This is a genomic window from Curtobacterium phoenicis (assembly GCF_047238015.1).
In the GTDB taxonomy this organism is placed as follows: domain Bacteria; phylum Actinomycetota; class Actinomycetes; order Actinomycetales; family Microbacteriaceae; genus Curtobacterium.
Genome location: NZ_JBDFLZ010000002.1, coordinates 746,043 through 760,047, shown reverse-complemented (window position 1 = coordinate 760,047; position 14,005 = coordinate 746,043). Strand labels below are relative to the sequence as shown.

The 14,005-nt window shown below is 70.4% G+C and carries 12 protein-coding genes; 2 read left to right on the top strand and 10 right to left on the bottom strand.

The window, feature by feature from the left end:
* Positions 1–76: 76 nt before the first annotated feature.
* The 3 genes from ABC270_RS03890 to ABC270_RS03880 are packed head-to-tail and all read right to left on the bottom strand — an operon-like array spanning position 77 to position 3,598.
* Positions 77–1,363: an oligosaccharide flippase family protein gene (locus tag ABC270_RS03890; RefSeq protein WP_412879594.1), complete on the bottom strand. Its 1,287-nt coding sequence runs from the start codon at positions 1,361–1,363 to the stop codon at positions 77–79.
* A gap of 20 nt (positions 1,364–1,383) precedes the next feature.
* The gene (locus tag ABC270_RS03885; protein WP_412879593.1) at positions 1,384–2,682 is read right to left on the bottom strand and encodes an O-antigen ligase family protein; all 1,299 of its coding nucleotides are present in this window, start codon (positions 2,680–2,682) and stop codon (positions 1,384–1,386) included.
* A gap of 49 nt (positions 2,683–2,731) precedes the next feature.
* Complete coding sequence (locus tag ABC270_RS03880) at positions 2,732–3,598, bottom strand: hypothetical protein (protein WP_412879592.1); 867 nt, start codon at positions 3,596–3,598, stop codon at positions 2,732–2,734.
* 90 nt (positions 3,599–3,688) lie between these two features.
* Here ABC270_RS03880 and ABC270_RS03875 point away from each other — a divergent pair, with 90 nt between their 5' ends.
* Complete coding sequence (locus ABC270_RS03875; protein ID WP_412879591.1) at positions 3,689–4,591, top strand: ankyrin repeat domain-containing protein; 903 nt, start codon at positions 3,689–3,691, stop codon at positions 4,589–4,591.
* Positions 4,592–4,675: 84 nt separating this feature from the next.
* Here ABC270_RS03875 and ABC270_RS03870 read toward each other — a convergent pair whose 3' ends face one another.
* The 7 genes from ABC270_RS03870 to ABC270_RS03840 all read right to left on the bottom strand — a co-directional run bounded on the left by ABC270_RS03870 (position 4,676) and on the right by ABC270_RS03840 (position 13,546).
* Positions 4,676–5,863, bottom strand: coding sequence for a glycoside hydrolase family 1 protein (locus ABC270_RS03870; protein WP_412882030.1), 1,188 nt, complete (start codon positions 5,861–5,863; stop codon positions 4,676–4,678).
* Between the two features lie 24 nt (positions 5,864–5,887).
* The gene (locus ABC270_RS03865; protein ID WP_412879590.1) at positions 5,888–6,760 is read right to left on the bottom strand and encodes an alpha/beta fold hydrolase; all 873 of its coding nucleotides are present in this window, start codon (positions 6,758–6,760) and stop codon (positions 5,888–5,890) included.
* Positions 6,757–8,526 (bottom strand): ABC transporter ATP-binding protein, encoded by a 1,770-nt coding sequence (locus ABC270_RS03860; protein ID WP_412879589.1) that lies wholly within the window; start codon positions 8,524–8,526, stop codon positions 6,757–6,759. The genes ABC270_RS03865 and ABC270_RS03860 overlap by 4 nt, the downstream gene beginning before the upstream one ends.
* A complete protein-coding gene (locus ABC270_RS03855; protein ID WP_412879588.1) occupies positions 8,523–9,461 on the bottom strand; it encodes an ABC transporter permease in 939 nt (312 codons plus the stop codon). Before ABC270_RS03855 ends, ABC270_RS03860 begins: the two co-directional genes overlap by 4 nt.
* A complete protein-coding gene (locus ABC270_RS03850; RefSeq protein ID WP_290132920.1) occupies positions 9,458–10,438 on the bottom strand; it encodes an ABC transporter permease in 981 nt (326 codons plus the stop codon). The genes ABC270_RS03855 and ABC270_RS03850 overlap by 4 nt, the downstream gene beginning before the upstream one ends.
* Positions 10,435–12,204: an ABC transporter substrate-binding protein gene (locus ABC270_RS03845; protein WP_412879587.1), complete on the bottom strand. Its 1,770-nt coding sequence runs from the start codon at positions 12,202–12,204 to the stop codon at positions 10,435–10,437. The genes ABC270_RS03850 and ABC270_RS03845 overlap by 4 nt, the downstream gene beginning before the upstream one ends.
* Positions 12,205–12,439: 235 nt before the next feature.
* Positions 12,440–13,546, bottom strand: coding sequence for a LacI family DNA-binding transcriptional regulator (locus ABC270_RS03840; RefSeq protein WP_412879586.1), 1,107 nt, complete (start codon positions 13,544–13,546; stop codon positions 12,440–12,442).
* Positions 13,547–13,772: 226 nt separating this feature from the next.
* Here ABC270_RS03840 and ABC270_RS03835 point away from each other — a divergent pair, with 226 nt between their 5' ends.
* On the top strand, positions 13,773–13,925 hold the full coding sequence (locus ABC270_RS03835) for a hypothetical protein (protein WP_412879585.1): 153 nt from the start codon (positions 13,773–13,775) through the stop codon (positions 13,923–13,925).
* The last annotated feature ends 80 nt before the right edge of the window (positions 13,926–14,005 follow it).

Sequence of the window (14,005 nt, the reverse complement as noted above, 5' to 3'; positions counted from 1 at the left end):
TTCCTCTCCGCGCCGCACTCCGCGGCGTCGCAAGGACGCTACGGGCGCGGCCGAGGAGGAGCGAGGATTCCGTATGTCACGTGGCCGTGCGGTTCCGAGCGCGCCGCACGATCCGTCCACAGGCGCGCAGGTCGCTCGCGCGCAGCCCGTAGAACGAGCGCGGAGGTATGCCGTGTCGTCGCCAGACCTGCAGGACGTTGAGGGAGCTCGAGACGAACGAGCCGACCAAGGTGCCGATCGCCGCCCCGACGGCACCGAGTCCGGGGACGAGCAGCACGACGAGCGTCGTGTTGACCGCCGCGGCGACGACGAGCGACCAGCTCCGCCGTCCGGGTGCCCCCCGGGCACTGAGCGTGACACCGGCGAGGGCGCCTTGGCCGCCGACCGCCGTGGCCAGCAGGAGGACGAGACACGCGGGCAGCGCGGCCGTGAACTCGGGCCCGAACACGACGGGTAACCACCACCAGGCAGTCATGGCGAGCGCGGCGCTCGCGACGACGGACAGCGCGGACGAGATGCGCGACGCAGAGAGCATGCGTCGGTCATCAGCCTCCGCTGCATCCGCAGCGAACGAGACGTCCCGGACGGCATTGCTGATGACGAGCGGCAGGTCCGCGACGTTGACCGCGACCACGTAGAGCCCGAGCTCGGCCGGCCCGGAGAGCGGTGTGATGAGCGTCTGGTCGAGCCGCGTGAGGAGCACGCCAGCCACCGACCCGAACCACACCCGGACCCCGAAGGACAGCACGTCGCGGGAGCGAGCGTCCGCAGAACCAGCAGGACGCGTGACCCGATCCGTGCGGAGCAGCCCGAGGTACGCGACTGCGCCGGCCACGGGCGCGAGCGCGAGGACGACCACTGCGCTCATCACGTCGAGCGTGTCGGTCATCGCCAGCGCGGCGAGCGCGGCCAGTCGGACACCAGCAGTGACCGCTCGTTCGACGGTGACCAGCCGCCAGCGGTGACGTCCACTCGCCACGGATTGGAGCAGCGTGGTCAGGAGCGTCGGGACGAGTGCGAGCGCGGCGATGCCGACCAGCGGCGTGAGGGTGTCATCGCCACCGCCGAAGAACGGCGACGTGAGCAGCAGCGCCGCGGTGACGGCGGCCCCGGCGGCGACGAGTACCCCCGCTGCCCGCCACACGAACGATCCGGTGAGCCACGGCTGCCTCGCGATCGTGCGGGTGACGCTGGCCGGGACTCCGAAGGTCGCGAGGGCCACAGCGAGGAAGAGCGGAGCCGTGGCCGACGCGACCGCTCCCCGCCCGTCCACGCCGAGCGCGAGCGCGAGGATCGGTGCCGTCGCGATCGACGCGAGCGGAGGGAACGCATTCCCGAGGAGGGCCGCGAGGATGTTCCCCACCCGGTTCTGGTGCCCGGCGATCACAGCTCGACCCCGGCAACGGAGCGCGAGTCGGTCTGGTCCGGCAGGTCCGCAGTCGGACAGTCGTCGCGACCTCCGGCCGTGTCTCCGGCCCTGCCCCCCGGGATGATCGCCAACAGCAGGAAGAGGAGCAGCCCGATCGGGGTGTTGGTGCTGAGCGAGTTGAAGCCCAGCAGCGTCAGCAACGTGAGCGCCGCCGAGAGGCGCGTTCCCGGCACGCCCACCGCTCCGGCTCGCCGGGCGAGGACGAGTCCGACGATCGCCGCGAAGAACAGCACGGCCGCCACCAGTCCGAAGTCGACCGAGAACATCAGGAACGGGTTCTCGAACGTGTTCCCGATCAGGGCATTGCGGGTGACCTGCTCGCTCGCGCCGAACCCGCGGCCGATGACGAGCGTCTCCCGCCACTGCTCGACGGCGAGCCCGATCGTCTTGAACCGGGCCGACGACGAGCCACCGTCGTCCTCGAGGCGGTCACTGACGATCGTTCCCGCGGCGCTCCCCAGGAAGACCGCCAGACCGACCGCCGCCGCACCGATCGCGACGACCTTGACGACCGCGGCGAGGTGAGACCGGACGATGAGCACCGCCACCGCGAGCACCGCCGCGAAGAGCGCGACGCGTGACCCGGTCAGCGCCACACCCACGACGAGCAGGACAGGTGCCGCGGTCCGGGTCCAGCCGCTGCGGAGCACGGCTGTCAGCGGGACAGCGGCTGACAGCCACAGCGCAGCGACGAGCGGGTGGTCGAAGGTGCCGAGCATCCGCTCGTTGTCCGTGGCCCACCACCGGGACCCCTCCAGCGTGCTCAACCACGGCTGCGGCACGAGGGCCGACCAGACGCCGAGGATCAGGAGCGCTTCGCCGACGGCGACGAGGACGAGCGTCCGGGCGAGGGCGCTCGGGAGTCCGGGCTGATCACTCGACCGTGCACGCACGACCAGGAACACCATCGACGGGGCGATGAGCTGCAGCAGGATCGTGCCGAGGTCGCCGGCGCGGCCGCTGAACCACGAGGTCGTGATCGCGATGGCGAAGAACACGAGCAGGACGGCGGTCACGACCACGTGACGGCTGACGGTGCGACCGAACCGGCGCGGGTCACGGACGAGGGTCACGACGAGCAGCGCGATGCTCACGGTGGTGGCCGGGTGCCAGCTCGTCCCGAGGAGGCTCCGCGCGACCTCGAACGGCAGCAGTGCGGCGGAGAGGACCACGGCCGCGATGCCCCACAGAGGCCGACGGACGGTCGTGAGAGCGGTGGCGAGCGACAGGACGATCTGGACGAGGAACAGCACGAGGAGCCTCCTGGACGGGTCCCCCCATTAGAACATGACATGTGTAATTTCAACAAGGGGACCACGTGTCTTGGACGATGACGTGGACGTCCGTCGATGACCACAGTGACGCGCGGACACGGTCGTTCCGGCCGGCCCGGACGTTCTGGTCGAGGAGGGCAGGCGAGCGCCGCAGCCCCCGGACCGGCCAGAACACGACCCCGTCGAGGGCGGTCACCGGCAGCACGGGAACCGCCGCCCGCAGTGACCGATGGTGCAACCAGGTGTCCGACGACCCCGGAGCGACCGACCTGAACCCGTCACCGGCGTCGCGCAGTGCGTCCAGGAACGCCGGCGGGTACAACACCCCCTTCACGCCGACCGCGTAGTTGCGCGGCGTCACCTCGGGCGACGTGGCCCTTCCCCAGCGTTCGTACGGCAGAACGCGGCCGCCCTCGACGGTGATGCGGTTGACCCGGTGCGCGAACACGGCGTCAGGCCGACGGGCGTGCTCCACGGCGAGGGTCTCGAGCCACCTCCGTGGGTAGAGCACGTCGTCGTCCGCGGTCACCATCGGGACGCGGTGTTGCGCGACCGAGCGGACGTAGGGGAAGTACTTCTTGTGCGGTCCGAGGTCCTCGCACGGCCGGAGCTCGACCCCCCGTGCCACGAGGCGACGTAGGGCCCGTGGGGGCTCGGCGAGCAGGTCGTCGTCATCGATCCACACGATCAGCCGCGACGGCCGCACGGTGCCGGCTCCGATGGACGCCAGCGTCAGGTGGACCGCGCGGGCACGTGCTCCGAACGTGGTCAACGACACGACGGGGCCGCCGGGCGACGTCAGGCGGTGGCGCCCGAACCGGGCGCGGGCGCCTGCCGTCGTCATGTGCAGGTACGACGCGAGGAGCCGGAGCGGGTCGCGAGGAAGGGGGCGCATGCCCAGGAGCGTAGGGAGGGAGTGCGCCACACTCCAGCAGTGAACATGTCATATGCACGAACACGGATCACCGACCACTAGGCTCGGACCGTGCGATGGAGTCGAGTGGGTTGGCCGGCGGTCGGGTACGTCTCCCTCGAGGACGTCGAGGGCTACGCCGAGCACCTCGCACGACTGCTGACCGACGCCCCGCCTACCGTGGCGGCCCTCGCCTCGGTCACCTGGAACGAAGCGCGCGTCGAACGGTGGGACACCGAGACGCCCGCGGACGACGGCAGCGCGGTGGTCAGCGCAGCGGTGATCGTCCGGAACGACGAGGTGCTCGACACCCCCGACGGGCTCTGGAAGCGGTGGAACCACGCCCGCGTCACGCTGCGGTTCGACCGCGCCGTGCTCGAGCCGCTCGACACGGCGGCGCTGGACCTCCTGGCCGGGGACGTCCACGTCACCCGCGGCGAGCTCGCGCACGTCGACTCCGACGTGTGGGAGCTGCGGCTGCTGCTCTCCCCCACCGGTGAGCTCGCGGTGCACTTCCGGGACGTCGCGATCGAGGTCCGGTCGGTCCACGAGGACGACTGGGCGGACCTGGAGCAGCGCCGACGACACGGCTGGCACGGCCCGGTGCCGGACGGTTGGGTCGAGTGGGCGACACCGGCGGTCCGGGCTGCCGCGCACGGTGACGTCGGCGGGCTCTCGCTCGCGCTCGACGGCATCGGCAGCGATCCGGTGGGGATCGACGAGGTCGACCCGCGCTGGGGCTTCGCCCCGCTGCACGCGGCCGCCTGGTTCGACCGACGCGGCACCACGGAGGCGCTGCTGGAACGGGGGGCGGACGCGACCGTGCTCGACGCCGAGGGGCGCAGCGCGCTGGAGATCGCCCGCGAGCGCGGCGCGCGAACGGCGGAGGAGGTCCTGCTCGCCTGGTTCGACGACCAGACCGGAGGGCTCCACGTCGCGGCTGAGGACCCCACCAGCGACGAATCGGCGGGCTGAGATCAGGACGGACCGCGACACGGGACGGACGGGAGGCGCGGTGCCATCTGGCACCGCGCCTCCCGTCCGTCGTTCGGTCGGGTCTCAGACCGTGAGCGCGTTCGCCTGCGCGACGCGCCCGTACCAGCGCGCCGAGTCCTTGGGGGTCCGCTCGAAGGTCTCCGGGTCCCACGCCACGAGCCCGAAGGTCGGGCGGAAGCCCGACGCCCACTCGTAGTTGTCGAGGAGCGACCAGTGCTGGTACCCGAGGACGTCGATGCCGTCCTCGATGCAGCGGTGGATGCCCTCGAGGGCGCCCTGCGTGTAGGCGACCCGGCGGGTGTCGTCCGCGGTGGCGATGCCGTTCTCGGTGATCATCAGCGGCACGTGGCCGGAGAGCTCCCAGGCCGACCGGAGGCCGTCGGCCGAGGCTTCGGGGTAGAACTCCCAGCCGGTCAGGGTCGTCTCGACGTCGTCCGCGACGGGCAACGGGCCCGACGGGCCGATGAACGTGCGGGTGTACGCCTGCACGCCGAGGAAGTCGTCGCCGGCGGCCTGCTCGAGGTACCAGTCGTCGCGCGGGTAGCCGTACTCACGGAGCATCTCCTCGGAGCCGGGCTCGCCGTCCGCGCGGAACGCCTGGGTCGCGATGGTCCAGCCGGACTGCAGCCCGGGCACCTGCGACAGGACCTCGCGGGAGCGCCGGTGCGACGCGAGCAGGGCGTCGGCGACCCCGAGGTCGGGGTTCGGCAGGCCGTACGCGACGAGGTTCGACGCGTCCTCTCCCCCGGCGAGCATCGCGGCGATGTTCGGCTCGTTGATGGTGCACACGTAGCGGACACCGTCCTGCACGACGGGCAGCGCGGCCTCGGTGTACCGGGCGAACAGGTCCGCCGCGTCCGGTGCGCGCCAGAAGCCGTCGCGCTCGAACCACCGCGGGACGGTGAAGTGCATGAGCGTGACGATGGGCTCGATGCCGGCCTCGTGACAGGCGCCGACCATGCGGCGGTAGTGGTCGATCTCCGCGCGGGAGACGAAGCCGCGCTCCGGCTCGATCCGCGCCCACTCGATGCTGAACCGGTAGGAGTTCAGGCCGAGGTCGGCGGCGATGCGGATGTCCTCGCGGTAGCGGTGGTAACTGTCCGCGGCGTCACCAGAGGGTTCGACGATGGTGGTGTCGGGCTCGTGCTCGTGCACCCACCAGTTGCTGTTGACGTTGTTGCCCTCGATCTGGTGGGCGGCGGTGGCGGCGCCCCAGAGGAAGCCGTCGGGGAACTGCAGCGTGGTGATGATGGTGCCTTTCAGTGCGTGCTCGTGTCAGTGTGCGGTCAGGAATCGGTCGAAGGTCTCGAGCGTCGCCGCCGGGTTATCGACCTGCGGGCCGTGGTAGCTCGCCGGGATCACCTCGTAGGAGGCACCGGTGTCCTCCGCCATCTGCCGCTGCCACGGGATGGGCCAGGCACCGTCCCACTCGCCGTGGGTGACGAGCACCGGGAGGCCGGTGGCGCGGAGTTCGGCGGACGAGTCGGTGTGGTCCTCGAGGATGTGCCCGCCGGCGACGACGCTCGCGGGGTCGTGCGCGTCGAAGCGGTCGCGGACGAAGCGCGGGTCGTCGGGGAGCTCGTCGTCGGGGCGGTACGCCCAGAGCGGGTTCGTCGAGTCGAACAGCTGACGGAGGTTCCCGCCGGTGTCGTGCAGGATCGTCAGCTCGGCGACCTTGCGGTAGGGCCAGCCGTGCGGTCCGGAGCAGAACTGCACGACGTGCCGGAAGGACGACGGCGAGGCGATGGCCGCCTCGCGGACGATCACACCGCCGAGCGAGTGGCCGATGAGGTGCACGGGCGCGCCGTCGTCGAGCAGGCCGGCGACGCGGACGACGTCGGCTGCTTCCTCGTCGAGCGTGTAGCCCTCCGGTCCGGTTGCCCGTGCCGAGTCGGCCTGGCCGCGGCGGGTGATCGCGACGGCGGTCCAGCCGGCCTCCCGGAGCAGCGGCATGAACGTGCGCCAGTCCTCCTTCGACCCGGTGTACCCGGGGACGATCAGCACCACGCCCTTCGACGGCCCGGACGGCACGACGCGGTAGGCCGTGAGGCGTCCGACGGGGAGGTCGATGCCGACGACGTCGACACCGTCCGGGGTGGGGAGGTGGCCGAAGGCGGGGACGGACGGGAAGTCGTGAAGCGTGGTCATGTGAGGAGTGCCCTCCGAGGGTTCGGCACCGCGTCGAGCAGCGCCACCGTGTACGGGTCCTGCGGGTCCTGCAGCACCTCGGCCGTGCGACCCCGTTCCACCACGGCGCCGTCGTGCAGCACCATGATGTCGTCCGTGATGAGCCGGGCACTCAGCAGGTCGTGCGTGATGTAGAGCAACGAGACGCCCCACTGCTCCCGCAGGTCTTCGAGGAGTGCGAGCACCCCGGCGCGGAGCGTGACGTCGAGCATCGAGACCGGCTCGTCGGCGATGATCACCTGCGGGTCGCTCGCGAGTGCTCGGGCGATCACGACGCGCTGCCGCTGCCCGCCGGAGAGCTGGTGCGGGAGCTTCTGCGCGAACTGCTCCACGGGGGTGAGCCCCACGGTCTCGAGGAGTTCGAGCATCCGGCGTCGGGCGTCCCGCCCGCGGAGTCCCGTGTAGTTCGCGATCGGCCGCGACAGGATGTACTCGACCGTGTGCAGCGGGTTGAGCGCCGCGTACGGGTCCTGGAACACCATCTGCACTTGGGAGCGGAGGTCCTTCAGGCCACGCCTGCCGAGCTTCGCCACGTCGACGTCGCCGAAGCGGACGGAGCCCGTCGTGGGCTTCTCGACCCCGGTGAGCATCTTCGCGATCGTCGACTTGCCCGAGCCGGACTGGCCGACGAGGGCGAGCGACTGCCCGGGTTCGAGGGTGAACGAGACGTCACGGACGGCCTGGACGGGCTGCTCGCCGCGTCGGGGTGCCGGGTACGTCTTCACGAGGTGGTCGACGACGATCGGGTTCCGAGCAGCGGACCGCTCCCGCGACCCGACAGTGCTGAACGACGACGTGGTCTCCTGCCGGGTCGCGGTGCGCTGCGACCGGTCCGGGAACCCCGGCAGCGACACGACCTCCGCTCGCGGGTCGGCGTAGTGCGACAGCAGCATCTTCGTGTAGTCGTCCTGCGGGTCGCGGAGGATCTCCTTCGAGCCGCCGTCCTCGACGATGCGCCCCTCGTGCATGACGAGGACACGCTCGGTGGCCTCGAGGACGATGCCGAGGTCGTGGCTGATGAGGATCGCCGTGAAGCCCTCGGACTGCTGGAGCTCGATGATCGTGTCCATCACCGCGTGCTGCACGAGGACGTCGAGCGCCGTGGTCGGCTCGTCGAACACCATGAGCTGCGGTTCGAGTGACAGCGCGAGGGCGATCGACACGCGCTGCCGCATGCCGCCGGAGAGCTCCCCGGGGTAGCGGGCGAGCATGGTGGCGGGGAGCTTCACCTTCTCGACGAGCTCCCGCATCCGGGCGTCCCACCGTTCGCGCGGCACGTGCCCGTGGGCCCGGAAGACGTCGATGAAGTGGTTGCGGATCGTCCGCACCGGGTTGAGCGCGTTCATGCCCGACTGCAGCACCATCGCGAACCCGCCCTGGCGCTGCTGGCGGAGCGCCTCGTCGTCGAGATCGCGGATGTCGGACCCGGCGAAGAAGATGTTGCCGCCGTTGGTCCGCGCCGGCGGCTTCTGCAGCCGCGTCAGCGCGTACCCGAGGGTCGACTTGCCGGACCCGGACTCCCCCACGAGGCCGACGAACTCGCCCTTCCGCAGCTGGAAGGAGACGTGGTCGACGGCCTGCACGGCCTCCTGACCGGCGGACTCGTAGACGACCGACAGGTCGCGGACGTCCAGCAGGATGTCCTGCGTGACGCTCGTGGCGTCGGACGGGAGGCGCGTGGCGGCGCCGTCCCGCGCCTCCAGTCCGGTGGTGGGCTGGCCGCTCATGCTGCTGCCTCCTTGCGCTTGCGGCGCGCGCCCTCGCGGAGCCGCGGGTTGGACACGGCGTCGACGCCGAAGTTGATCAGGGTCAGGCTCATCGCCAGCAGGGCGATGCAGAGACCAGGGGCGAACAGCAGGATCCACTGGCCGGTGAGCAGGGCGTTCGAGTTCTGCGCCCAGTAGAGGATCGTGCCCCAGCTGACGATCGACGAGTCGCCGAGCCCGAGGAACTCGAGGCCGGCCTCGGCGAGGATCGCGCTCGTCGCCGCTCCGAAGAACGAGCCGACGATGAGGCTCGTCATGTTCGGCAGGATCTCGCGGAAGACGATGCGGGTGCCGCCGTCGCCGGAGAACTGCGCGGCCGTCACGAAGTCACGGCTGCGGAGCGACTGCGTCTGGCTGCGGAGGACGCGAGCACCCCAGGCCCAGCCCGTCACGACGATCACGGCGATGATGACCGCGATGCCGCCGTTCTGCAGGTACGCCGCGATGACGATCATGAGCGGGAGACCCGGGATGACGAGGAAGAGGTTCACGATGAACCCGATGACCTCGGCGACCCAACCGCGGATGTAGCCCCAGCTCAGGCCGATCGCGACCGCGACGAGGGTGGAGAGGAAGCCCGCGACCGCGCCGACGAGCACGGAGACCCTGGCGCCGTAGATCAGTTGGGAGAGGACGTCCTCGCCCGCGGCGGTCGTGCCCATCCAGTGCGCCCAGGTGGCGTCGGCGCTGCGGGCGAAGCCGTTCTGACTGGCGCCGTAGGGGGCGAGGAGCGGGGCGGCGATCGCCACGACGACGAACACGCCGAGGATGACGATGCCGATCCGGGCCTTGGTGTTGCTCCACACGACGCCGAACTGGCGGGCGGCGGCGAGCCACCTGGACGGGGCTTGCTGTTCTTGCTGCGTGCGTACTGCGACGGTCGCGTTGTCGGTCATCGGCGCGTCCTCGGGTCCAGGACGCCGTAGAGGACGTCCACGATGAAGTTGGCGATGAGCACCGACACGGTGATCATCAGGAAGAGGGCCTGCATGAGCGGGTAGTCCTGCCCGATCACGGCGTTGAACAGCAGGTAGCCGATGCCCGGGTAGCCGAACACCTGCTCGACCAGCACCGAGCCGCCGACCACACCGCCGAGCGCCAGGCCGAAGCCGGTGAGGTTCGGCAGGATCGCGTTCCGCGCGGCGTACCGGACGGCGACCGTGCGGCCGCGGAGGCCGTTCGCCTCCGCGAAGGTGACGTAGTCGTCGCCGAGCGTGTTGATCATCGCGTTGCGCATGCCGATGATCCAGCCACCGAGGCTCGTCACCAGGATCGTGATTGCGGGGAGCATCGCGTGCTGCAGGGCGTCGCCGATGAACTGCCCGCTGAAGCCCGGCGTCGTCGTTGCGGAGTAGGCGCCGGTGGTCGGGAACCAGTGCAGGACGTAGCCGAGGAAGAACAGCAGCAGCAGCGCCGTCCAGAAGTACGGGAACGTCGACATGAAGCTGCCGGACAGGGTCGGGAGCGAGTCGAGCCAGGTGCCGCGCTTCCACGCCGCTCCGACGCCGATCAGGGTGCCGAGCACGAACGCGATGATCGTGACGAGACCGACGAGGACCAGCGTGTACGGCAGCGCCTGTGCCACGAGGTCACCGACGGGCTGCGGGTAGAACGTGTAGCTCGTGCCGAAGTCGAGGGTGACGACCTGGTGCAGGTAGCTGACGTACTGGTCCCAGAGGTTGCCGCTCGGGACGCCGAGCTGCGCCTCGATCGCCTTCTTCGTGGCGTCGGTGACGGGGCCGTTCTGGCTGAGCTTGGCGAGCGCGGCATCGGTCGGGCTGCCCGGCATGAGGCGCGGGAGCACGAAGTTCAGCGTGACCGCGGCCCAGAGGGTCAGGACGAAGAGGACGAGTTTCTGGAGGAGGTACTTCACTTCGCCTCCTCCTGTTCCTCGAGGATCTGGCGGCCTGCGGCACTGTCGCGGAGCCGCAGCTTCGAGAAGATCAGCAGCGGTGCCGAGTCGTAGTTCTGCGGTGCCATGTAGGGGTCCTCCGCGCTCGGCCACCCGACGAACTTGTTCGTGTTGAACAGGCCCCAGAGACCGCCGTAGTACATGCCGATGACCGGGACGTCGTCGTACACGATGTTCTGCAGCTGGTGCAGGATCGTTCGCTGCCGGGACTCGTCCGTCGTCGCCTTGTACTCGTCGAGCAGCGCCTGCGTGTCGGCGTTCCTGTAGCGCTCGTAGTTGTTCACCGTCGACTTGCCGACGGGCTGGTAGAAGTCGCTCGACAGCAGTGAGTTGAAGGCCTGGTAGACGTCGCCGTTGCCCATGCCGCCCATCGCCAGGTCGAACTTGCCGTTGTTGAGGTTCGCCTGGTAGCCGGCGGGCTGCGGCGCCTGGAGGGACACCTTGATGCCGATCGCGGTGAGGTCGCGCTGCGCCTGTTGGGCCGCACGGAGCCAGTCGGAGTAGCCGTTCGCGGTCATGATCGTGATGGTCAGCTGCTTGCCGTCCTTCACGAGTTTGCCGCCCTGCTGCGTGTACCCGGACTTCGCGAACTCCTGCAGGGACCGCTTCACGTCCTGCGTGATCATGCCCTCGTCCGGGATCGACGGGTCGAGGTACTGCTCCTGGTTGGGCAGGATGAGGCCCGTCTGGCCCGCGGCCGTCAGGTTGCCCTCGGTCGCGGTCTCGGCGATCTCCTTCCGGTCGAGCGCGTACGAGATGCCCTTGCGGACGTTGACGTCGTTGTACGGCGCCTTCGTGAGGTTCGGGACGAGACCGATCACCCCGCCGGCCGGGAACCACCAGGTGTTGGTCTTCGAGGCCGCACCCCAGGTGCCCTTGACGTCCGAGATGAACGAGTAGGCCCAGTCGTAGCCGCGGGTGACGGTGTCGAGCTGCGTGTTCGTCGCCGGGAGGATGAGGTGCTTGATCGCGATCTTGTCGGCCTGCCAGTACCGCGGGTTCTTGTCCATCGAGTACTGCTGGTCGGTGTAGTTCCCGAGCACGAACGGGCCGGTGCCGACGGGGTTCGGGTCGCGCCACGTGGTCGGGTCCGTGACCTTCCCCCAGTGCTGCTCGCCGAGGATGTAGGTCGCGCCGATGATGTTGAGGCTCGGCACATCGTCGCTCTTGAGGTGGAAGACGACGTGGTCGCCGTCCTGCTCGATGCGGTCGATGTGCTGCCAGGCGCCCTTGATGTCCATCGCGGGGAACTTCTTGAGCAGGTCGAACGTGAAGACGACGTCCTTCGCGCTGAACGGGTCGCCGTTCGACCACTCGACGCCCTTCCTGATCGTCATGTCGATCGTGCGGGCGTCCGGCTGGGTCCAGCTGCTCGCGAGCCACGGCGTGCCCTTGCCGTCGAGCGGGTTGATCTCGATCAGCGGCTCGTACATCCACTTGCTCGCGGTGCGGGCGTTCGAGATGTACGGGTTGAAGTTGCGGTCGAACAGCGGGTTGCCGTGGTCGGCGTTGATGAGCATCGTGTCCTTGCCGATGCTCGGGTCCGGCTGGGAGCGGACCTGGATGCTGCAGCCGCTGGCCGCGAGGGCCACGACGGCGATGCCGGCCAGGGCGGCGAGGAGCCGGCCGCGGCGGCGGGGGCGGGCGGCGCGCGTGCCGCGGCCCGGGCGCGGGGCGGGCGAGGGGGTGCCCGCTGCTTCGCGCATGCGCTGTGGGGGAAGCGTCATTGCTCGGTCGACCTCCGTGTCGATTTGTACCGGACCAATGTATGCGCTTACATCTCGACGCGCAAGCGGCTGGGTTGTTCGTCGGGGTGTGACGTGGTGCGAGGTCGGACGGTGCGGGCTTTCGCGCAGCGTTCGAGGACTCGAGCCCAGCACTGCGCGCGGAACCTCGCACGCTGGAGAGAGTGGGGTGCGTGGAGCACGGGCTCGCACCGTGCCGTCGCGGGGCGGGACGCGGTCAGGTGTCGAGGGCGGGCGGGCAGCTCTCACGGAGGAGCACCTCGACCGGCAGGCGCACGGCACGCGGCGGTCCGTCGGGGTGGACGAGCCGTTCGACGATCGCCCGGACGGCGGCGCGGCCGAGTTCACCCATCGGCTGGTGCACGGTCGTGAGACGAGGCTGCGAGAAGCGTCCCGCGTCGATGCCGTCGAAGCCGGTGACGACGACGTCCTCCGGCACCCGGATACCGCGTGCCGCAGCGGCGTCGAGCACTCCGAGCGCCGACTGGTCGTTCGAGCAGACGACCGCGCGGGGGACGTCACCCGCGAAGAGCGCCGACGCGAGGTCCCGTGCACGGCTGCGGCCGAAGTCGCCGTGCACGACGGGCACGGCCGCCGGGTCGACCCCGTGCTCGACGAGCGCCGCGCGGAAGCCCGCCGAGCGCTCCAGGTCGTCCGGCGAGTCGATCGGCCCGGCGACGTACGCGATCGAGCGGATACCGAGCCGACCGACCACGTGCGACACGACCGTCCGCATGCCCGCGGCGTTGTCCACGCTCACCGAGTCGAAGCCGTGCGAGCGCCGATCGTCCGCGAGCACGACCACGGGGATGCGGCGGGCGACGTGTTCGAGCAGCTCGTCCGGCACGGTCTGCGCGAGCACCGCGAGGCCGTCCACCCGGCCGGCGACGTCGTTCACGATGACGTCCCGCGACGGCCCACGACCGGCCGCGACCATGAGCGCGAGACCACGCTGCCACGCCTCGAGCTCCGCACCGCGGAGCACCTCGTCGAAGTAGAGGTTGGACGAGAACGGCTGCGTGAGGTGCCGGCGGTCGTCGACCACGCGGACACCGCCGTCAGTGACGAGGTCCGGCCGTTCGTCGGGTACGACGTCGAAGCCCGGGAGCAGGAGTCCGACCACGCCGGTGCGTTTGCCGGCGAGCGCCCTCGCGTTGCCGGAGGGCACGTAGCCGAGTGTCCGGATGGCCGCCTGCACGCGGTCGCGGGTGCCCTCGCGGACGGCGTCGGGCGTGCGCAGCACGCGCGACACGGTGGCGATGGAGACGCCGGCAGCGGACGCCACGTCGTAGACCGTGGGAGGTGCGGTGCGCTGTCCAGCCATGCCGTGCCTCCCGTCCGCCGTCGCGCTGGTGGTGCCGCGCCCGGTGCGGCCGGACCATCCTAGGCACGCCCGCGCGACCGGTCTGTCCACAGGGCTGCTCGCACTCTTGCGCAGGTTGGACAGACCGGGTCACACTTGAGCGACCTCAGTACGTCCCGTGAGGAAGCGCATCCGCAGGCAGGGGCCTGCGCCACCGATCCGATGCCCACACACACAGGAGCCCACGATGTCGAAGAACACCCGCGGACAGAGCCGTGACGTCATCACGGAGTCCATCGCCCTCGACGAGGTGAAGAGCGGTCTGCTCGACCACAGTCAGGGCAACCAGAACGCCTGGATCTTCGGCGAGGCCGACGGGAGCGAGGAACCGACGCTCTGACGCGACCGTCGTGCCGGCAGCGCTCGATCGGGCTGCCGGCGCGAGGTCGGGCTGCCGGCGCGAGGTCGGGCTGCGGCGCG